This is a genomic window from Streptomyces sp. NPDC002754, from assembly GCF_053592315.1.
Map to the genome: position 1 here is coordinate 1063712 of NZ_JBSFVM010000001.1, position 19568 is coordinate 1083279.

General features: G+C 71.1%; 20 protein-coding genes and 1 riboswitch. Of the genes, 9 read left to right on the forward strand and 11 right to left on the reverse strand.

All coding sequences use genetic code 11. From position 1 onward, the window contains the following. Positions 1–16: 16 nt before the first annotated feature. Together ACWD2L_RS05140 and ACWD2L_RS05145 are read left to right on the forward strand one after the other, a co-directional pair. A complete protein-coding gene (locus ACWD2L_RS05140) occupies positions 17–934 on the forward strand; it encodes an ABC transporter ATP-binding protein (protein WP_351338122.1) in 918 nt (305 codons plus the stop codon). Continuing rightward, positions 927–1580 carry an ABC transporter ATP-binding protein gene (locus ACWD2L_RS05145; RefSeq protein WP_351338039.1) on the forward strand — a complete coding sequence of 218 codons (654 nt, stop codon included), beginning with the start codon at positions 927–929 and terminating at the stop codon, positions 1578–1580. Before ACWD2L_RS05140 ends, ACWD2L_RS05145 begins: the two co-directional genes overlap by 8 nt. A gap of 16 nt (positions 1581–1596) precedes the next feature. Here ACWD2L_RS05145 and ACWD2L_RS05150 read toward each other — a convergent pair whose 3' ends face one another. After that, on the reverse strand, positions 1597–2520 hold the full coding sequence (locus ACWD2L_RS05150) for a Vgb family protein (RefSeq protein ID WP_351338038.1): 924 nt from the start codon (positions 2518–2520) through the stop codon (positions 1597–1599). A gap of 277 nt (positions 2521–2797) precedes the next feature. On the opposite strand from ACWD2L_RS05150, the gene ACWD2L_RS05155 reads away from it, so the two are divergent. Together ACWD2L_RS05155 and ACWD2L_RS05160 are read left to right on the forward strand one after the other, a co-directional pair. Beyond that, a complete protein-coding gene (locus ACWD2L_RS05155; protein WP_351338036.1) occupies positions 2798–3679 on the forward strand; it encodes a phosphatidylinositol-specific phospholipase C/glycerophosphodiester phosphodiesterase family protein in 882 nt (293 codons plus the stop codon). A 111-nt stretch (positions 3680–3790) separates the two neighbouring features. Next, positions 3791–3985, forward strand: coding sequence for a hypothetical protein (locus ACWD2L_RS05160; protein ID WP_351338033.1), 195 nt, complete (start codon positions 3791–3793; stop codon positions 3983–3985). Positions 3986–4074: 89 nt separating this feature from the next. Here ACWD2L_RS05160 and ACWD2L_RS05165 read toward each other — a convergent pair whose 3' ends face one another. After that, on the reverse strand, positions 4075–5307 hold the full coding sequence (locus ACWD2L_RS05165; protein ID WP_451187237.1) for a phosphodiester glycosidase family protein: 1233 nt from the start codon (positions 5305–5307) through the stop codon (positions 4075–4077). A gap of 44 nt (positions 5308–5351) precedes the next feature. Continuing rightward, positions 5352–6173, reverse strand: a complete 822-nt coding sequence (locus ACWD2L_RS05170; RefSeq protein ID WP_351338030.1) for an SDR family NAD(P)-dependent oxidoreductase — start codon at positions 6171–6173, stop codon at positions 5352–5354. 96 nt (positions 6174–6269) lie between these two features. On the opposite strand from ACWD2L_RS05170, the gene ACWD2L_RS05175 reads away from it, so the two are divergent. Continuing rightward, positions 6270–6701, forward strand: coding sequence for a MarR family winged helix-turn-helix transcriptional regulator (locus ACWD2L_RS05175; protein ID WP_351338027.1), 432 nt, complete (start codon positions 6270–6272; stop codon positions 6699–6701). Here ACWD2L_RS05175 and ACWD2L_RS05180 read toward each other — a convergent pair. Beyond that, complete coding sequence (locus ACWD2L_RS05180; protein WP_351338024.1) at positions 6698–7054, reverse strand: DUF779 domain-containing protein; 357 nt, start codon at positions 7052–7054, stop codon at positions 6698–6700. The two genes, ACWD2L_RS05175 and ACWD2L_RS05180, sit on opposite strands and share 4 nt — an antisense overlap. A gap of 74 nt (positions 7055–7128) precedes the next feature. Here ACWD2L_RS05180 and ACWD2L_RS05185 point away from each other — a divergent pair, with 74 nt between their 5' ends. After that, positions 7129–7494 (forward strand): hypothetical protein, encoded by a 366-nt coding sequence (locus ACWD2L_RS05185; RefSeq protein WP_351338021.1) that lies wholly within the window; start codon positions 7129–7131, stop codon positions 7492–7494. 80 nt (positions 7495–7574) lie between these two features. On the opposite strand, the gene ACWD2L_RS05190 is transcribed toward ACWD2L_RS05185, so the two are convergent. Beyond that, complete coding sequence (locus tag ACWD2L_RS05190; RefSeq protein ID WP_351338018.1) at positions 7575–8723, reverse strand: hypothetical protein; 1149 nt, start codon at positions 8721–8723, stop codon at positions 7575–7577. Between the two features lie 158 nt (positions 8724–8881). Between ACWD2L_RS05190 and ACWD2L_RS05195 the strand changes: the two genes are divergently transcribed. Continuing rightward, the gene (locus ACWD2L_RS05195) at positions 8882–9502 is read left to right on the forward strand and encodes an L-threonylcarbamoyladenylate synthase (protein WP_351338015.1); all 621 of its coding nucleotides are present in this window, start codon (positions 8882–8884) and stop codon (positions 9500–9502) included. A 1-nt stretch (position 9503) separates the two neighbouring features. On the opposite strand, the gene ACWD2L_RS05200 is transcribed toward ACWD2L_RS05195, so the two are convergent. The 6 genes from ACWD2L_RS05200 to ACWD2L_RS05225 form a co-directional block, all read right to left on the reverse strand. Then, positions 9504–10289, reverse strand: a complete 786-nt coding sequence (locus ACWD2L_RS05200) for an ABC transporter ATP-binding protein (RefSeq protein WP_351338013.1) — start codon at positions 10287–10289, stop codon at positions 9504–9506. Then, positions 10286–11299 carry a FecCD family ABC transporter permease gene (locus tag ACWD2L_RS05205; RefSeq protein WP_351338117.1) on the reverse strand — a complete coding sequence of 338 codons (1014 nt, stop codon included), beginning with the start codon at positions 11297–11299 and terminating at the stop codon, positions 10286–10288. Before ACWD2L_RS05205 ends, ACWD2L_RS05200 begins: the two co-directional genes overlap by 4 nt. A gap of 59 nt (positions 11300–11358) precedes the next feature. After that, positions 11359–12411, reverse strand: coding sequence for an ABC transporter substrate-binding protein (locus ACWD2L_RS05210; RefSeq protein WP_351338010.1), 1053 nt, complete (start codon positions 12409–12411; stop codon positions 11359–11361). A 36-nt stretch (positions 12412–12447) separates the two neighbouring features. Next, a riboswitch (cobalamin riboswitch) is annotated at positions 12448–12637 on the reverse strand. 53 nt (positions 12638–12690) lie between these two features. After that, positions 12691–14877: a hypothetical protein gene (locus ACWD2L_RS05215; protein ID WP_351338007.1), complete on the reverse strand. Its 2187-nt coding sequence runs from the start codon at positions 14875–14877 to the stop codon at positions 12691–12693. 30 nt (positions 14878–14907) lie between these two features. After that, a complete protein-coding gene (locus ACWD2L_RS05220) occupies positions 14908–16170 on the reverse strand; it encodes an arginine deiminase (RefSeq protein WP_351338005.1) in 1263 nt (420 codons plus the stop codon). 35 nt (positions 16171–16205) lie between these two features. Then, positions 16206–17657 carry a basic amino acid/polyamine antiporter gene (locus ACWD2L_RS05225; protein ID WP_351338002.1) on the reverse strand — a complete coding sequence of 484 codons (1452 nt, stop codon included), beginning with the start codon at positions 17655–17657 and terminating at the stop codon, positions 16206–16208. Positions 17658–17840: 183 nt separating this feature from the next. Here ACWD2L_RS05225 and ACWD2L_RS05230 point away from each other — a divergent pair, with 183 nt between their 5' ends. Beyond that, positions 17841–18935 (forward strand): baeRF3 domain-containing protein, encoded by a 1095-nt coding sequence (locus tag ACWD2L_RS05230; RefSeq protein ID WP_351337999.1) that lies wholly within the window; start codon positions 17841–17843, stop codon positions 18933–18935. After that, positions 18935–19525 (forward strand): hypothetical protein, encoded by a 591-nt coding sequence (locus tag ACWD2L_RS05235; RefSeq protein ID WP_351337997.1) that lies wholly within the window; start codon positions 18935–18937, stop codon positions 19523–19525. The genes ACWD2L_RS05230 and ACWD2L_RS05235 overlap by 1 nt, the downstream gene beginning before the upstream one ends. Positions 19526–19568: the final 43 nt, after the last annotated feature.

Here is a 19568-nt window from a genome sequence, read left to right on the forward strand (position 1 = left end):
GTCCGTACGGTTCCGGATGCGCGACGGCGCGTACGTACGGGCCGTCAGCGACGCCTCCTTCGGCCTCCGGGCGGGGGAGTGCCTGGCCCTCGTGGGCGAGAGCGGCTGCGGAAAATCGGTCCTGGCGTCCGCGCTCCTTGGCCTGCTGCCGCAGAACGCCGAGACGGCGGGCTCGGCGCGCCTCGGCGACCTGGACCTGATGACGGCCGACGAGCCGACGCTCGCGCGCACGGTACGCGGCCGCCGGATCGGACTGGTGCCGCAGAGCCCGGCCGCACACCTCACCCCGGTCCGCACGGTGCGCTCACAACTGGCCGAGACACTCCGGAAGTTGACGGGTGCGCCGCGCCGCGGCCCTCGGTTGGAGGAAGCCGTCCGGCAGGTCGCCGAACGCGCCGCCTTCCCGCTCGACCACCTCGACCGCTACCCCCACGAACTCTCCGGTGGACTCGCGCAACGCGCCGCGACCGCGCTGGCGTTGGTCGGCGAAGCGCCCCTGCTGCTCGCCGACGAACCGACCACCGGCCTCGACCGCGACCTCGTCGAGCGCACCGTCGACGAGCTGCGCCGCCACATCGGCACCGACCGGGCGCTGCTGCTGATCACGCACGACCTCGCGGCGGCGGAACGGATCGCGGACCGGGTGGCGGTGATGTACGCGAGCCGCATCGTCGAACTGGCCGACGCGGACGCCTTCTTCGGGGCGCGCGGCCCCCGCCACCCGTACGCCCGAGGCCTCCTCAACGCGCTGCCCGACCGCGAATTCACGCCGATCCCCGGGATGCCGCCGGAACTGGGCGCTCTGGGTGAGGGCTGCGCGTTCGCCCCGCGCTGCACAGGCGCCGACGACCGGTGCACAACGCTGCCGTTGGTGACGGACGGCGTGGCCTGCCACCACCCGGTACCGGCCCAGCAGGAGGCCACCCGTGCTTGAACTGCACTCCATCACGGCGGGCTACGACCGCCGCGCTCCGGTGATCCGGGACGTGACCCTGTTCGTGTCGCCCGGCGAGAGCGTCGGCCTCCTCGGCCCCAGCGGCTGCGGAAAGTCGACCCTCGCCCGCGTCGCGGCGCTGCTGCACGCCCCGGACTCCGGCCGCGTGGTCATCGACGGGGAACCGGCCCACGGCTGGCGCCACCGCGCCCCACGCGCCCAACGCACCGCGTTCGGCGTCGTCTTCCAACAACCCCGCCTGTCCGCCGACCCGCGCCTGCGCCTCGCCGACCTCATCGCCGAACCCCTGCGCGCGAACGGCGCCGACCACGCCGCCCGCGTACGGGAGTTGGCCGACACTGTGGGCCTGTCCACCGACCTGCTGACCCGCCGCCCCCACGAGGTCAGCGACGGCCAACTCCAACGCGCCTGCCTCGCCCGCGCCCTCACCCTGCGCCCCCGCTGGCTGATCTGCGACGAGATGACCGCCATGCTCGACGCGTCGACCACGGCCGCACTGGTGGCCGCGGTGGAGGCCTACCGCCGGGACACCGGAGCGGGCCTCCTGGCGGTGGGACACGACCGCGTGCTCCTCGAGCGGTGGTGCGGCCGGACGGTCGAGTGGGGGGAGTTGGCGGGGGCGTAGGCGGACGCCGGTCGCACTACGAGGTGGCGATCCGGGCCAGCGCGCCGATCTCCAACGCCGTCCACACCGCGCCGTCCGGGCCGACCGCGATGCCGTGGGGTTCGGAGTTCGGGGTAGGGAGGGCGTGGGCGGTGAGGGTGCCGTCGGGGGTGAGCGTGCCGATGCGGTTGGCGCCCCATTCGGTGAACCACACGGTGCCCTCGGCGTCGACCGTGACGGCGTGCGGGCGGGCCGTGCGATCGGGCAGCGGGAACTCGGTGATCTCGCCGTCCGGAGTGATCCGGCCGATCTGACCGGCGGCGATCTCGACGAACCACAGCGCCCCGTCGCCACCCGCGGCGATGCCGACGGGCGCCGCCGCCTCCGTCGGCAGCGGATGGTTCGTGACCGTGCCGTCCATGGTGATCCGGCCGATGGCGTTCGCCTGGTTGAGGGTGAACCACATCGCGCCGTCGGTCCCGGCCGTGATCGCCGAGGCGAAGCCGCCGGTCAGGGGGAGCGGGAACTCGGTGATGTCACCGTCCACCGTGATGCGGCCGATACGGTCCGACGCCGTCTCGGTGAACCACAGCGCCCCGTCGGGGCCCGCCGCGATGCCGAACGGCCCGCAGCTCGGCGTGGGTACCTCGAATTCGGCGACGTCGCCGGTCACCGTGATCCGCCCGATCCGGTCCGCCCGGTACTCCGTGAACCACAGGGCACCGTCGGGGCCCGGGGTGATCACGGTCGGGCCGCAGTCGGGGTCGTCGAGGCGGTGACGCGTCGGTTCGGCGCCGGGGACGAGCCGGCCGATCTCGCCGCTGTGGACGAGGGTGAACCACAACGCGCCGTCCGGGCCCGTGGTGAGCGCGTAAGGGCCGGCCGCGCTGTCGGACACCGCGTGTTCCACCACCCGGTCGTGTGCGGGCAGTGGGCGAACGCTGGTGGGCTCGGGCGACATCGTGCGCTCCCTCGGAGGACGCGGTGATCCGCAAGGCAGGTCACCTCTGTGAGGCCGCTGTGGCCTCGTAGCAAACTTACGACGGACGTAAAGTTAGCCGGATTTCCGTCGTGGGTGTCCCTGGAGCAGGCCACGCAGGCCCGTGACCAGTGAGTTGTGATGGCCCCGCGGTGAACCGGGGGTGCCGGTCTCGCCAACTCCCGTCCCACCTCTGCCGGTTGATGACCCGCGCCCCGCATACTCGCCGTGTCCCACCGGCCCACCACAGGAGGCACACATGGCCCCGACCACCCGCCGCAGAGCCCTCGGCACCCTCGCCGCAGCGCTCGCCGTCGGTGTCACCACGCCCAACCTGGCGCAGGCATCCGAGCCCAAGCGCGGCCCCGCACCCCTGCGGCGCGCTCACGCCCACAACGACTACGAGCACCCGCGGCCCCTGTTCGACGCGCTCGACCAGCGGTTCAACAGCGTAGAGGCCGACATCTACCTCGTGAACGGCGACCTGCTCGTCGCCCACGACCCCGTCGACCTCGACCCCACGCGCACCCTGGCCTCCCTCTACCTCGACCCGCTCGCCGCCCGCGTGAAGGCCAACCGCGGTTCGGTGTACCGGGGATGGCGCACCCCGCTGCAGCTCCTCGTCGACATCAAGACCGACGGCGCGGCGACGTACCAGGAACTCGACCGCCAACTGCGCCGCTACGGCCGCCTCTTCACCAGGTACGACCGGTGGCGTGTGCACAAGGGTGCCGTCACCGTCGTCATCTCCGGCGACCGGGCCGCGCGCCCGCCGATGGAGGCGCAGGCCAGGCGCAGCGCCTTCTACGACGGTCGCCTCACCGACCTCGGCAGCGCGGCGCCCGCCTCGTTCGTCCCGCTCATCAGCGACAACTGGGCCAACAACTTCACGTGGCTGGGGAGCGGGCCCATGCCGGCCGCCGAGCGCGACAAGCTGCACGGCATCGTCGACGCCGCCCACGCGCGCGGCCAGCGCGTCCGCTTCTGGGCGACACCCGACGTCGCCGGGCCCGAACGGGATGCGGTCTGGGCCGAATTGATCGCCGCGGATGTCGACCACCTCAACACGGATGACCTCGCGGGGCTGCGGGCGTTCCTGGAGGCCCACGACGTGACCCACGACAAGCCTTCCGGTCGGTGACCCCGGGTTAACACCCGTTCGGGGGACAGGTCATGCCCCGGTCGGCGCCCTCCGCTGCGTCACACTTGCGGCCGATAGCCACGGCGTTGACGTGGCGGAGGAGGTTCGGCGATGTCCCTGTCCATTTCCGTCGTGGTGTTGCTGCTCATCGTCGCGGTGATCTTCCTGCGCAACGGAGCCATGAAGTTCTCGCACGCGCTGGTCTGCCTGCTGCTCGGCTTCCTGCTCGCGGGCACGGACGCCGCGCCGACCATCCACGACGGCATCAACTCCACCGCCACCCTGGTCAGCAACCTCAACCCGTAGCCAGCCAGTCGACCAGTCAACTCGCTCGGTCGCCCGGACGATTCGGTTCCGTCGTCCGGGCGACTCGCTGTGGTGACTCTCCTGCGGCGCTACTTCGTGGCCGAGAACACCCCTATCCCGTTCGCGACCGCCCGCTCCGGCGGGTCGCTGGGGTGGTTGCGGACCGACACCGAGGGCGCGCCGGGTGCGCGGGCCACGAGGGTCGAGGAACCGCCGCCGTCCAGGCTGAACGCGTCGTCCGAGCCCAAGGACCGCATCGCTTCGGCCACTTCGGTCATCGACATGCCGGTGCGGTAGGCGGGGGCGCCGTCCAGGGCCAGCAGGATCAGCTCATGGCCGCCGTCCCCGATACCCGCCGCAGTGCGCACCGCCGACGTCGTCGCGTCCAGGCCGGGCAGCGGCGCGCCGTCGCGCAGCACGGGATAGCCGCCGATCGCGAAGCGGTACGGGATGTGCGAGCGCGCGGCGACGAGCCGGTGGTGGACCGCGACCGGGTCACCCTGCGACAGCTTGCGCAGCCACTGCGCACCGGCCTCCCTGCCCACCAGGACCGTGGAACCGGCCGCTATCGGCCCGCTGCCCGGCGTGTCCGCCGACGACACGACCCGTCCGCGCCGCACGGTCACCTCGTACGTGTCCGTGCTGCACGGAGCCGCCCGCTGGGTGTCCGTGCCGCAGGTGGCCCGCACCTGCGACACGCTGCCCCAGTCGGACGTGAACGCCCCCACCGAACCGACCGGCAGCGCGTACTGGTTCAGCCCGCCCAGCGGCAGCCGGTCGTCGGGGGTGCGTACCGAGCCGTCGAGGTCCAGGGTGTCGAGGCGGGCCCGCCGGTCGACGCCGACACCGAGGACGTCGCGGGTGGAGGTGCCCGGCGGCAGGGCCGGGCCGAAGCGCTGCCCGTTCGGCACGGCGGCCTTGAGAGTGTGCCCGCTCGCTGTCGCCGGTCCGACGGAGGCGCCGGTGACCTCGACGCCCGGGTGCTGGCTCTCCGTGATGTTGAAGAAGTCCCCGTTGACCCCGCCCACGGCGCCGGCCGCGTCGGACATCGAGGAGACGGTGGCACGGGCCCCGACCGCGCCGGGGTGCAGGAGGTCGACCCGCACGCGCGGGTCGGTCAGATCGACGGTGAGGACATGGGCGTGTGCGGTGCCCTTCGCGGCGGGGACGTCGAACTCCGTGTACGTGACGCCGGGAGCGACCCGCTCGCCCGACGTGGCGCCGGCCGGCGCCGCACCCGTCAGGGCGGCACCGGCCAGCATCGACGCGACCCCGAGGACCGCAAGGACTCTTCTGCCTCGCTTGCCAACTCTCGTCTGCATGCGGGGAGTTCAGCAGACGCGGAGGCGCGCGTCGAGGGCGTGCGTCAGGCCTCGGCCGGCGCGGTGAGGTCGGCGACCTTGTGGTGGCCGAATCTGCGATTGAAGTTGCCGGTGAGACGTGCGACGCGTTTGCGGCTCAGCAGTCGCGAGACGAAGGCGATGGCACGATCGGACACTTCGCCCGGGAACGAGATCGTCCGCCCGCGCGCGAAGTCGTCGAGCGACCTGGCGGCGATGCGATCCGGTGACACGGACCTCGCGTTCAGCGTCGCGGTGGTGCCGTCGAAGAAGCCGGTTTCGACAGGACCGGGATGGACGGCCATCACACGCACGGTGCTGCCGCGCAGTTCTTCGGCGAGGGCCTCCGTGAACGACAGGACGAACGCCTTGGTCGCGGCGTAGCTCGCCTGGTAGGGCATCGGCTGAAAACCGGCGATCGAGGCGACGTTGATGATCCCGCCGCGCCCGCGCTCCAGCATGCGTGCCCCGAAGACGTGGGCGAGGCCCATCAGCGCGGTGATGTTGAGGTCGACCGAATCGACGTTCGGGCCGTATGGGCGCGTGAGGAAGGGGCCGACGGCGCCCATGCCCGCATTGTTGATCAGCAGGTCGATGTCGAGGTGACGTTCGGTGAGCGCGTCCGCGATGGTCTGCGGAGCCTCGCGGTCGAAGAGGTCCGCGGCCAGCACGGTGACGTGCGTGCCGTGGTCGGCGCGCAACTCGGACGCGAGCGCCTCGAGGGTGGCGGTCGAGCGAGCGACGAGAACCAGGTTGGCGCCGCGAGAGGCGAGTTGCTTCGCGTATGCCTTGCCGATGCCCTTCGAGGCTCCGGTGATCAAGGCGGTGGTGCCTGAGTAGGAGTGCATGTGGACTCTCTCCGAGGTTGGGCGGCAACGAAGATGCTTCGAGACTCGAAACATATAGTCCTTCGAGTTTCGAAACAAGTCCGCTAGAGTGAACCCATGCAGCAACGCCTTCTCGAGGCCGCGGTGGTGGCCATGCAGTCGCTCGTCGGACAGACGAACGACCGACTCGACGCCACGCTCTCCGAGTACCGGCTCACGGGGGCCACGGCCCAGGCGTTGTGGGCCATCGACCCCGACGAGAAGGCGCCGTCGATGAAGACGATGGCTCAACGGTTGTTCTGCAACGCGCCGAACCTGAGCTTCGTCACCACGCAACTCGTCGACCGCGGCTTCGTCGAACGCGTCGTCGACCCCGATGACCGGAGATCCCGACTCGTCGCTCTCACGCCCGAGGGACTCCGCGTGCGGGGCGCGGTCATCGACGCCGCGCTCGCCGCGAGCCCTTTGGCTCGATTGACCGATCGACAGCTCACCGAGCTGATCGGTCTCCTGGGGCGTGCGCGCGAACCGTCGTCAGAAGGGTCCTAGGCGCCGACCAGCCGGGAGCGGATCAGGAAACGTACGCCCTCCGGTGCCTCGAGGGAGAAGCCGCTGCCGCGTCCCTCGACGACGTCGACGATGAGCCGCGTGTGACTCCACACCTCGTACTGGCTCTTGGACATCCAGAACGGGACCGGCTCCGCCACCCCCTGCACCGCGAGATCGGCGAGCAGCACGTCGGAGGCTCCCGTGCGGAACTCGCCCGCCGGGAAGCACATCGGCGCGCTGCCGTCGCAGCAGCCGCCGGACTGGTGGAACATCAGCGGGCCGTGGGCCTCGCGCAGCCGCCGCACCAGCTCGGCGGCCGCGTCCGTCAGCTCCACGCGGGGGACGTCGGTCATGACACCCAGTCAAAGGGGTGGGACGTTGCGACCACGTTGCACGCGCGACGCGGGCCCCGGCATAAGCTCCGCACATGGAACAGAGGGAGATCATTCTGCGGGCCATCGGCGTGCTCACCGAGACGCACGAGATGGTGCGCAGGCTCAGCGACGGCGAGGCACTCGACACCGACCTGACGCAACTGGGGCGGCTCGTGTCGGAAGTGTTCCCGACCGTCGAGATCCCATCGGGGGCGAGCGCGGAGGAGGCGGCCGAACTGGCCATCGCCGCGCTGATGCCGGCGAGCGTGTCGCTCGTGGAGGCGTTCGCGTTCCTCTTCACGCAGCTCGCCAAGGTCCACGACGAGGGGCGGATCGACGTCCAATCCAGCGAACTGCTGCAGGAGATCGCGCTGCGGATGTCCGACCCGGGCGCCGAGGAGGAGGCGGAGGAGGAGTGAGGGGACGGGCCGGCGCCCGCTCGTGCGCGGGCGCCGTGTCTCCGTGACTCACAGGTCCTGAATGCCAGTTGGGCCCGTGCTTACTTGTTCGGCCCCCGGAAGCGTCCGAACGCCTTGCCGAGCGTGCCGAAGGGGGAGGCGTCCTTGGCCTCCGGGTCCGTCGGCGCCTGCGTCGGGACGTCGCCGCGCGGCGCCTCCGCGAGCGCGGCCCGCGCCGCTTCGGCCGCCTCTCGGTAGCTGTCCCGGGACTTGGTCATCGCGTCGAGCGCCTCGGCGTACTTCGTGACCATGTCCTGCGCGTGCGTCAGCTCCTCGTCGGGCGTCAGCAGATGCCAGCCGTCGCGCAGCCGCGTGATGGCTTGCGCCGCCTCGTCGGTCAGCGGTCGGGGGAACGCGGTGAACTCCCGGATCCGGTCGACAAGTTCGGTCGGCTCGCTGCCGTCGAGGAACACGCTGCGCACGGTGAAACGGTCCGCCGCATAGTCCGGGTGCGCCGGTGTGGTCGGCAGTACGATGCCGCCGCCGCGGGGCATCCCGGCCTTGAAGTCCTTGCGCAGCCCGAAGTCCACGACCTGGGCCTGGTCGGGCGTCGCCCGGTGCTCGATCACCCGGTGCTGCAGGCTCGGCGGCAGAAACCGCGTGATGGACCGCTGCCCCTGGGCGTCCGGTGTCATCGCCTCGTGGATGACGACATGCACGTACCAACTGGAGCGCGAGCAGTCCTTGAGGAGACGGCGCAGGGCGTCGTCGTCCTTGGGGAGGTGGTTCGGCGCCCGCAGGCGCAGCCCCGCCACTGTGTCGTGATCCCACGGCACCCGCTCGCTGTCCGGCCAGAACATCGGCGCGGGCGACGGCCAGGCCAGCTCCCAGGGCCGCTCCGCCTCCGCGGCGAGGATCCAGCTGACGCCTTCGGAGTCCTTGGTGCGGGTGTCGGGGTCGTACGTCGTCAGCCGGCCGCGCACGGTGACGTTGTCGGCCACGCGCCAGCGCGCCTCGAACACCCGGCGGGCGCCGGGTCCCGGCCCGGCCTCCTCCGCGCGCGGGTGCAGCACCGTGGAGCGCGCCGCGTCCTCGGAGTCGAGGTCGAGGAAGTCGTCGAGCACGCCCGCCGCCTTGAGGGCGATGAGGTTGCGCCGGACGTCGCGCTCGGGATCGGGCCCGAGGTGGCGTCCGCGTGCGAGCCACACGGTGTCGGGGACGGGTGTCGGAGTTGAGTTCTTCTTCGCCATGGAGTCGTTCTGTGAGTGATCGGGGCGCGACCAGTATGGGTCCGTGGGCGCGCGGGGGCCAGGGCAGGGTGGTCCGGTGTCGGGATTGTCGCGCGTACGCGCCCGATTCGCCCTTCGTGTACCCCGGCGTGGCGCGTCCGATCCCGTACGCTCGCCGAATGGCCAGGTACTACGACGTGCATCCAGCAAACCCGCAAGCGCGCCTCATCTCCGCGATCGCCGACAGTATCCGCGACAGCGCGCTCGTCGCCTACCCCACGGACTCCTGCTACGCGCTCGGCTGCCGGCTCGGCAATCGGGCGGGCGTCGACCGGATCCGCACCATCCGGCAGCTCGACGACCGGCACCACTTCACACTGGTCTGCCAGGATTTCGCCCAATTGGGGAAGTTCGTCCACATCGACAATGACGTGTTCCGTGCCATCAAGGCGGCCACGCCCGGCAGTTACACCTTCATCCTGCCCGCGACGCGTGAGGTGCCGCGGCAGCTGCAGCACCCGAAGAAGAAGACCGTCGGCGTGCGCATCCCCGACCACGTGGTGACGCAGGCCCTGCTGACCGAGCTCGGCGAGCCGCTGCTGTCCAGCACACTGCTGCTGCCCGGCGAGGAGGAGCCGCTCACCCAGGGCTGGGAGATCAAGGAGCTCCTCGACCACCAGGTGGACGCCGTCGTGGACTCCGGCGACTGCGGCACCGTGCCCACCACGGTCATCGACTTCTCCGACGGGGAGGCCGAGATCGTACGGGCCGGCGCGGGGGACACGGAGCGCTTCGAGTGACTCAGCCGGTCGCAGTGGTGCCCAGATAGCGGATGTGCGGGCGGGCGCCGGGGCGGGTGACCTCGGCGCGCACCCCGTACACGTCGGCGATGAGTCCCTCGGTGAGTACGTCGCCGGGTTCACCGGCCGCCACGACCCGGCCCTCGCACAGCACGACGACGCGCGCGCAGTAGGTGGCGGCGAGGTTCAGGTCGTGCAGAGCGACGACGGACGTGATACCCAGCGTGCCGATGAGGTCGAGGAGTTCGAGCTGGTGCTGGATGTCGAGGTGGTTCGTCGGCTCGTCCAGCAGCAGCTCGCGCGGTTCCTGCGCCAGGGCGCGGGCGATCTGTACCCGCTGGCGTTCGCCCCCCGACAGCGTGTGCCACAAGCGGTGCGCCCGGTCGGCGAGGCCACTGCGGTCGAGGGCGTCGCGGACCGCCGCCTCGTCCGCCGCCGACGCGGGCTGCCAGGCGCGGCGGTGCGGGACCCGGCCGAGCCGCACGACGTCGGCGACGGTCAACTCGACCTGGGCGTCGGACTGTTGCTGCACCATGGCGATGCGCCGCGCGGCCTGCCTGCGGCCCACGGAGGCGAGCGGATCGCCGTCGAGGGTGACGATGCCGCTGGCCGGGGCGAGCACCCCGGACAGCAGGCGGAGCAGCGTCGACTTGCCCGATCCGTTGGGGCCGAGGACGCCGGTGACGGTGCCGGGCTCCGGCGTCACGGACACCCCGTCGAGTACCAGCGGGCCGCCCGGCGACCATGACACACGCTCCGCACGCAACCCCTGCTGGGAAAGGCTCACCGCACACCCCGCCCGCGGTACAGCACCAGCACGAACGCCGGTACACCGATCAGCGATGTCACCACACCCACCGGAACCTCCTGCGGTTCGAGCACCGTCCGCGCCACCGTGTCCACCCACACCAGGAACACCGCCCCGGCGAGCGCCGTCACCGGCAGCAGCCGGGTGTGCCCCGGACCCACCAGGGCGCGCGCCGCGTGCGGCAGCACCAGGCCGACGAAGCCGATCGCCCCCGCCGCGCTGACCAGGGCCGCCGTCAGCAGCGCCGTCACGCACAGCAGCACGATCCGGGTGCGGGCCACCCGGACACCGAGGGTGGCAGCCGCCTCCGCGCCGAAGGCGAACGCGTCGAGGGTGCGCCCGTACGCCAGACACACCACGAGCGTCACGGCGAGCACGGCCAGGCACATCCACACCTCGGTCCAGCCGACCCCGCTGAGCGAGCCGAGCAGCCAGAACAGCACGCCGCGCGTCGTCTCCGCGTCCGCCGACGTCAGTACCACGAACGAGGTCAGCGCCGAGAACAGCTGCATCGCCGCGACCCCGCACAGCACCACACGGTCGGTGCTGCCGCCCAGCGTGTGACTCAACACCAGCACCAGCGCGAACGAGCAGACGGCGCCGACGAACGCGCCGCCCGACACCGAGATGGCACCCCCGCCAAGGCCGAGCACGACGACGAGTACGGCTCCGGTCGACGCGCCCGAGGAGACACCGAGTACGAACGGATCGGCCAGCGGATTGCGCAGCAGCGCCTGAAGCACCGTCCCGCACACCGCGAGCCCCGCCCCGCACACCGCCGCGAGCAGCGTCCGCGGCAGCCGTAGATTCCATACGATGCCGTCCCGGATCGGCGAGAGGTCCGAGGTCGCGAGGCCCATCCGGTCGCCCACCGCCGCCCACACGTCGCCGACCTGAATCCGCGCGGGCCCGAGGGTGATGGCGAAGGCGACCGAGGCGCACAGCGCGGCGATGCCGGCCGCCCAGGCGAGCGTGGCGCGAAGGGTGATCCGGGGCGAGGCCTTCGGCTGCGCCGCCGTGACCGCGGGGGCCGCGACCGTGCGAGCCGTCACCGCGTGAGGCCGAACTCGCGCAGCCCCGCGGCCACCCGCTCCACGCCGTCGACCGTCCGGATGGTCGGGTTCATCGCCTGCCCGCTCAGCCGCACGTACCGCTTCTTCTTCACGGCGGTCATGTGCTTGGTGACGGGGTCGGACTCCAGGAACTTGATCTTCTGCGCGGCCGACTCGGCCGACTGCGAGCGGCGCGTCAGATCGCCGATGACCAGCACGTCCGGATCGCGGTCCGCGACCGTCTCCCAGTTGACCTGTGGCCACTCCGCGTGCGTGTCGTCGAAGACGTTGCGCGCCCCGAGCTCCTTGGTGACGACGCCGGGGGCGCCGCAACAGCCCGCCATATAGGGCGAGTCGGAGTTGGCGAACCAGTACAGGACGTCCACTCCATGCGCGTCGATCCCGGAAGTGGCCTTCCGCACCCGGGACTTGAGCGTGCCGATGAGCTTCTCGCCGCGCTCCTCGACATCGAAGACGCGCGCCAGATCGCGAATCTCCCCGTACACGACGTCGAGCCCCAGAGTCTTGGTCCGTACCCCGTCCCCGTCGCCGTTGTCCTTGCCCACGCAGTCGCTGGGGGAAAGGTACGTGGGCACGCCGAGCTTCTCGAACTCCGCGCGCGGCGCCACACCGCCCTTGCCGAGGGTGTACGTGAACGAGGCCGCGGCGAAGTCCGGTTCGGTGCCGAGGACCTTCTCGAGCGACGGGTAGCGGTCGGCGAGGCGCGGCACCTTCGCATTGGCCTTCGCCAGCTCCTTGGGTACCGGGTCGGTCCAGGTGCCGGTGCCGACCATCCGGTCCTCGAGGCCGAGCGAGAGCATGATCTCGGCGGACCCCTGATCGAGGGCGACGGCGCGGCGCGGGGCATGCGTGACCCGCACCTTCTGGCCGCAATTGTCGAGCGTGACACCGCCGCCACCGGCGGCACCGTCCTCGACGGCGGCGGTCGTGCCGCACCCGGAGAGCAGCAGAGCGCCCGCCAACAGCGGGGCACATCGGCGGAGTTGACGTGCGAACAGCACGGAGGTTCCTTCGCGTCCAGGGCTCATACGCGGAGCCGGCCTATGGTCCGCCTCCACGCCACGCGGCACTGGAGGCCGCCAGCAGGTCTTCGGACTCGGGGTCGTCCGCGCGAAGCGCCTTCCCAGACCGATGTGCCGGCCCAGTGGCAGTGGCTCCGCCCGTCACCCTCACCGCTGCGCGTCAGTTCCGGCTTCCCACCGGATTCCCTGACCCGTGTGCGTAGAAAAACACACAAAGGTACGACTGGCTCGGCGAAACTATCACGCGGGGCGGTCCCCCTCGCCAGGAGGCCCGGTAGTCGTCGCTCAGCGGCCCTCGTTGAGCGCGTCCACCGCCCCCTGCGCGTCCCCGATCGTCGCGTAGTCGACCGCCACGAAGTTGACCGGCCTGCCGCGTGCGCGTTCGCAGCGGTGTGCCCGGTCGAGGACGTAGCGGCGGGCGTTGACCTCGCCCGCGTCGATGCGGCTGCCGCCGTTGTTGGTGATGAAGTGGTTGAGGAGGAACAGCCGCTTGTCGTCGCCGCCGCGGTGCGGGACGCAGCTCATCTGGTCAGGGGAGCGGAAAGTGAACGGGGTCTCCATGCCGTAGCGGTAGAAGTTGCGGTACCAGGGGGCCGGGCCGTCCGCCTTCTCGGCGAACACGACCAGACGCCGGCCGCTGTCGATCATCTCGCCGAGCGTCGGCCACGGCTTCGCCGGATCGGCGTCCGGCCGGCGGACCAGCTCGTCCAAACCGGCCTGGTGGAAGGCCTTTTGGGTGTCCTCTGCGGAGATGGCGTCCTGGATGATCAGGCTGACCACCTCATTCGGGTGGTCCTTCATCCAGTCGCCGATCTCGCGCAACACCGGCACCAGGGAGATCGCCCCGGCCCGGCACACCGAATGGCACAGCCACAGCCCCTTGCGCGGTGGATTGATCCGGTTGACCGCGGACCTCACCAGCGCCCGCTGCTCGGCCGTGAAGTCGGATTCGTCGAGACGCTCGGCGATCTCCTCGGGCCGTTCCCAGCGGTAGGTGTCCAGCTGCAGGGCGCGCGCCCCGTGGTCCAACTGCGTGCTGATACGCGGGTCCTGGAGCGGCCCGATGAAGTGGTCGGCGGTCGTCGACATCGCGTTGTGCGCGGTCAGGTACGTGGCCTCGTCGTAGGGGCGGTCGCACAGTTCGGTGCTGCCCTCGCACTCGCGGGCCGCCGCGGGTGACGCGGCCAGCGGCATCAGGACCATCCCCGCGACCGCCACGCACGCCGCCCCGAACCCCAGGCCGACCGTCCGCCGCGGCGACCCGAGCCGCTCCCGCGCCACCCGCGGAACCCGGCCGGCGAGCCCGGTCCGCATGAGCAGGCCGACACCGGCGAGAAGCGCCCCGGCGAGCACGGGCACGAGCGCGGCCCACAGCGCGGTGCCGGTGAGGTGACCGACCGCGGCGCGCTGCACGTCGTCGACGAGGCGGGTCAGGCTCGGCGGCCACGAGTCGGGAGGCGCGACGATCCGCCCGTCGGTGACCAGGCGCGTCACCCAGGCGGCCAGCCCGGCGAGCACCCCGCCGGCCAGGAGCGGAATCCCGAGCAGGACCAGTCGGCGCCCCGGCTGCCGCGGAGCGAGCAGCCACAGCGCCGCAAGGGACACCAACAGGAGCGCCGCCGCCACGATTTCGAGCACTCCGAGGCCGACCGCCGTGTACGGGCGCGCGTCGTGCAGACCGGACAGGTCGTTGCCGGAGGCCTCGAGGGTGTCCGTCAGGTCCCAGGTGCCGCCGTCGACGAGCGTGCGGAGCTGGGCCGTCGCGCTCTGGACGCGGTCCGTGACGGTGGCCGGGGCGACTGCGGCGAGCGCGGTGCCGACGTCTCCCTCCGCGAGCGCCGTCTCGACCTCCGGGCGCAGGTCCTTGCGCTCCCCGGCCGGTACGAGGGCGAGCAGGGCGTCGGTGACGCGGCTCGCCTGGTCCGGTGTCAGCGGCAGCCGCGGCAGGTCGTCGGGCGCACGCCCGGCGGCGAGCTCGCGCGCCTCGTCGGCGAGCGTCGACCGGAACCGCTCGAAGTCGGGCTCGGAGCGGTTCTGGACGCCCGCGACAAGATCCCCGAAATAGGTGTGCGCCAGGTCGCCGAGGTTGGCGAGGACCGGGCGCAGGTCGACGACGAGGCGCAGGTCCTCACGGTCGCCGTTCAGATAGCCGACCACCGCGTCGACCTGCTGCCGGGTCAGGTCGCGCAGCGTGTCGGGCGGCAGCACCAGCTTCAGGTTGGAGGTGATCTGGGCCTCCGGCACCGCGAGCCGGGCCAGCAGATCGCGGGTGACCGGGGACGCCTTCGGGTCGACCAGGACCTCGTTGTAGAGCCGGTCGTAGGCGTGCTGCTCGTCGAGGACGGCGGCGTGGAAGCCGGGGTCGAGCAGCGTGCCGCGGACGGTGGCCGTGACGCACACGGTCAGTGTGGCGAGAGTGGCCACGACGAGGGCCACCACGCGGAGCAGCGGATGGAGCGTGACCTTCTCCATGCCCTCGAAGGTACCTGTCCGGGGGCCGCCTCAATAGTGGAGCGGGTCCCGGATGATGGGGCAGGTCATGCAGTGGCCGCCGCCGCGCCCCCGGCCGAGTTCGGCGCCGACGATGGTGATGACCTCGACACCCGCCTTGCGCAGCAGCGTGTTCGTCTGGGTGTTGCGGTCGTAGGTGAAGACCACGCCGGGTTCGAGGGCCACCGCGTTGTTGCCGCTGTCCCACTGCTGGCGCTCGGACGCGTACACGTCGCCGCCCGTCTCGATGACCTGGAGGTCGCCGATGCCGAGGGCCTTCGCGACGACGTCGGTGAACGCGGCCGAGCGCTCGTCGGTGATCTCCAGGCCGGGTGCCTTGTCGCTGGGGCGCAGCGAGAACGTGTGCACCGCGTCCATGATCTTCGGGTAGAGGGTGACGATGTCGCGGTCGGCGAAGGTGAAGACGGTGTCCAGGTGCATCGCGGAGCGCAGCTTCGGCATCCCGGCGACGATGACGTGCTCGGCGGCGCCGCGCTCGAAGAGGGAGGCCGCGACCTGTGTGATGGCCTGCCGGGAGGTGCGCTCGCTCATGCCCATCAGGACGACGCCCTTGCCGACGGGCATGATGTCGCCGCCCTCGAAGCTCGCCTGCCCCCAGTCCCGTTCGGGATCACCCCACCACACGGTCGAGCCCGCGAAGTCCGGGTGGAACTGGTAGACCGCTTTCATCAGCAGCGTCTCGTCGTGCCGCGCGGGCCAGTACAGCGGATTGAGGGTGAGGCCGCCGTACAGCCAGCAGGTGGTGTCTCGGGTGTAGAGGGTGTTGGGTAGCGGCGGCATCAAGTACTCGCGCACGCCCGTGGTTTCGCGCGCCAGGTTCACGTACGGGGAGCGGTAGTCGTCGGGCAGGTCGGTGGTGGCGAGCCCGCCGATGAGGTACTCGGCGAGCTGCCGGTGATCGAGGCCCTCCAGGAACGCGCGAGTGTCGTCGATCAGGCCGAGCCCGACCTGATTCGCCACGATCTTCCGGTCCAGGAGCCAGGACTTCGCCTCCGGGATCGCCATCGTCTCCGCGAGCAGCTCGTGCAGCTCGACGACCTCGACGCCGCGCCCGCGCAGCTTGTTGACGAAGTCGGCGTGGTCGCGCTGGGCGTTCTCCACCCACATCACGTCGTCGAACAGCAGGTCGTCCGCGTTGGTCGGGGTCAGCCTGCGGTGCGCGAGCCCCGGCGCGCAGACGAGGACCTTGCGCAACCGGCCCACCTCGGAGTGGACGCCGTAGGCGGCGGGAGCGGAGCTGACGGGGTCGGTCACGGGGTGCCTCCCGGGAAGAGGATGGGACGGGGCGGTCACAGGCTGATCCAGCCGGCGGCCAGGGCGACGATGCCGACCACCGCGCCGATCACGGAGACGGCGAGGATGACGAGTTCACGCGGCGAGAACAGGCGGCGGCGCTGCTCGCGGCGGGCCATCACGAACAGGATGGTGGCCGGCGCGTAGAAGATCAGCGAGACGAGGACGAACTTCAGCCCCGCCGCGTACAGCAGGAACGCCGTGTAGAGCACGGCCACCCACGCGATGGTCAGTTCACGGCTCGAGGTGCGGCCGCCCGCGGTGAGCGGATCGGCTCGCATGCCGATCTTCGCGGCGAACGCGGCCGCGAGCAGATACGGGATCAGGGAGAGGGCGCTGGTCAGATCGAGCGCGAAGTTGAAGGCGTCGTCGGAGAACGCGGTGACCACGAGCACGACCTGGGTCAGGATCGTGGTCATCAGCAGGGCGGGCACCGGCACGTCCGCGGGGTTGGCTCGGCGCAGGAAGCGCGGCATGTCGTCGTCCTTCGCGGCGACGAACAGCACCTCGGCGGCCATCAGCGTCCACGCCAAATAGGCGCCGAGCACGGACACGATGAGGCCGACGCTGATGAAGACCTTGCCCCAGGTGCCGACCGCGTCCTCCAGGACACCGGCCATGGACGGCTGACGCAGCTCGGCGATCTCGCTCATCGGCATGATCCCGTAGGAGACGATCACGACGGAGGCGAAGATCGCGAAGACGCTGAGGAAGCCGAGGATCGTGGCCCTGCCGACGTCCTCGCGGCGCTTGGCATGCCGCGAGTAGACGCTGGCGCCCTCCACGCCGAGGAAGACGAAGACGGTGGCCAGCATCGTGCCCTTGACCTGGCTGAACAAGGATCCCGCGTAGTCGGCGCCGCCCCAGTTCTCGGCGAAGACGCTGGGATCGAAGAAGACGAGCGCCAGGATCACGAAGATGACGATCGGGACGACCTTCGCCACGGTCACGATCCTGTTGATGGCCGCGGCTTCCTTCACGCCCCGGCGGATCATCAGGAAGAACGCCCACAGGCCCACGGAGGAGAGGATCACCGCGAGCGCGGTGTCACCCTCGCCGAGCCCCGACCAGATCGTGCCGATCGTCGACATGATCAGCACCCAGTACGTCACGTTGCCGACGCACGAGCTGGCCCAGTAGCCGAAGGCGGAGAAGAAGCCCACGTATTCGCCGAAGCCCGCCTTGGCATAGGCGTAGACGCCCGCGTCCAGATCGGGCCTGCGTACGGCGAGGGACTGGAAGACGAAGGCGAGCATGAGCATGCCCGTACCGGCGATCGCCCAGGAGATGAGCGCTCCCGCCACCCCGGTCTGCTCGGCGAAGCGCGCCGGCAGGGAGAACACCCCGGCGCCGACCATGGAGCCGATGACCATGGTGGTGAGGGTGAACAGGGCGAGTTTCGCGGGTGGTGGGGAGGCCTGGGACTCCGTAGAGGCCTGCTGCTCCATCACATCCCCTTCGGTTCGCGGTGCGTGGGAGCCGGGACGCTCGGAGAACAGTTTTCTACGAATACGTTGAGAACTGCACCTTTTCGTACGGTTCGAGTGTCACAACATGTCCATCCCAAATGGCCGATTGTGCGAGTTGTGGGCAGCATGGTGCGAGCCGTCTCAGGAGAAGGACAAGCACCCATGCATTCCTCATTGACCCCGGTGATCCTTCGGGAGCTGCGCGAGCCGCGCTCCTATCCCGCCGTGTCCCTGGCGATGCCCACTCATCGGCGACGACCGGAGAACAGTCAGGACCCGGTCCGGCTCGGCAACCTCGTCAGCGAGGCGGAGCGCCAGCTGTCGGCGGATCCCGCGGTGACGAAGGAACGCCAGGAGGATGTCGTCGCGCAGCTGCGGGCCGCGGTCGAGGAGGTCGACCCCGCCCAGGCGCGCGACGGCCTCATCGTCTTCGCGGCGCCCGGTGAGCATCAGACATGGGCCGTCGACCGCGGCGTCCCCGAGCGGGTCGTGGTCGCCGACACCTTCCTGACCCGGAACCTGGTCGCCGCCGACGCCGCGCGGCGCCCCTACTGGGTGCTGGCCCTGGCCGCCGACCGGATCACGCTGTGGGACGGCCGCGGCGACCGCGTCACCGAGAACACGGAGCACGGCTTCCCGCTGACCCGCAGCCTCGAGGACCCGGACGCCGAACGCAAGGAGCGCATCGGCGACGTGCCCAGCACCTTCCGGGACGAGCAGACCCGGCAGTTCTTCCGGGACGCGGACACCGAGCTGAGCGACGTCCTCGGCGAGGAACCGAGGCCGCTCTACGTCACCGGGGAGTCGGCCGCGCTGACCCTTCTGACGGAGGTCGGCAGCGCCGCGAAGGGGGCGATCGAGGTGGCGGTCGGCGGGCTCGCGCAGGGCACCCCGGAGGAGGTCGCGCAGGCGGTGGCCCCGGCCCGGGACGAAGCGGCGCGGCTGGCCGTCGCCGAGGCGCTGGACCAGCTGGAGCAGGCGCGCGGCGAGAAGAAGTACGCGGCGGGCGTGGACGAGGTGTGGCAGGAGGCCCAGGACGGGCGGATCCGCCGGCTCGTCGTCGAGGAGAACTACCGGATCACCGTGCGGGCCGGCGACGGCCACCTGGAACCGGCCGCCGATGACGATCTCGACGCCGTGCACGACATCGTCGACGAGGTCGTCGAATCCGCCCTGGAGACCGGCGCGGAGGTGGTGTTCGTCCCCGACGACACCCTCGCGGACGCCGGGCGCGTCGCCGCGGTGTTGAGGTTCTGATGCGCGGGCGGACGACGGTCGCGCCGATCGCCTGCGCCCTCGCGGGTGTGCTGGCGCTCGCGGCATGCGGCTCGGGAAACGACGAGGACACGGGTGCGAGTGCCAGCGCCTCCGCCAGCTCACCGGACGCGTCGAGGTTCTCCGGTACGCCGCCCTCGGCGCTGGCGTCGAAGAAGGCGTCGATCAAGGCCTCCACGTCCGCGGCCGCCAAGTCGGCCTCGGCGCGGGCCAGCCAGTTCGAGGCGTCCGTCTCGGCCGACGTGGAGCGCAAGCGGCAGGAGTTCACCAAGCAGCTGGACAAGGCCGACGGGCAGGGCAACGCGGTGCGCGACGTCGAGCTGACCGGCAAGCGCCTCTCGGAAACGAAGGGCGTGCGCGCCGTCGTCGTCCACATCACCAACACCACCGACAAGACCGCCTCGTACGCGGTGCAGGTCGACTTCAGCGACTCCGACGGCAAGGTGGTCGAGACCAAGGTCGTCGGCGCCAAGGACCTGAAGTCGGGGGACAGGGCGCAGCCACTGGCAATCAGCACCAAGCCCCCCGAGCCGCACCTCAAGGCGAGCGTGGCGAAGGCGCAGCGCTACTAGGGCGTGTATCGAAAGTCCCGTCGTCCGCCCGAAGGGCGGGCCA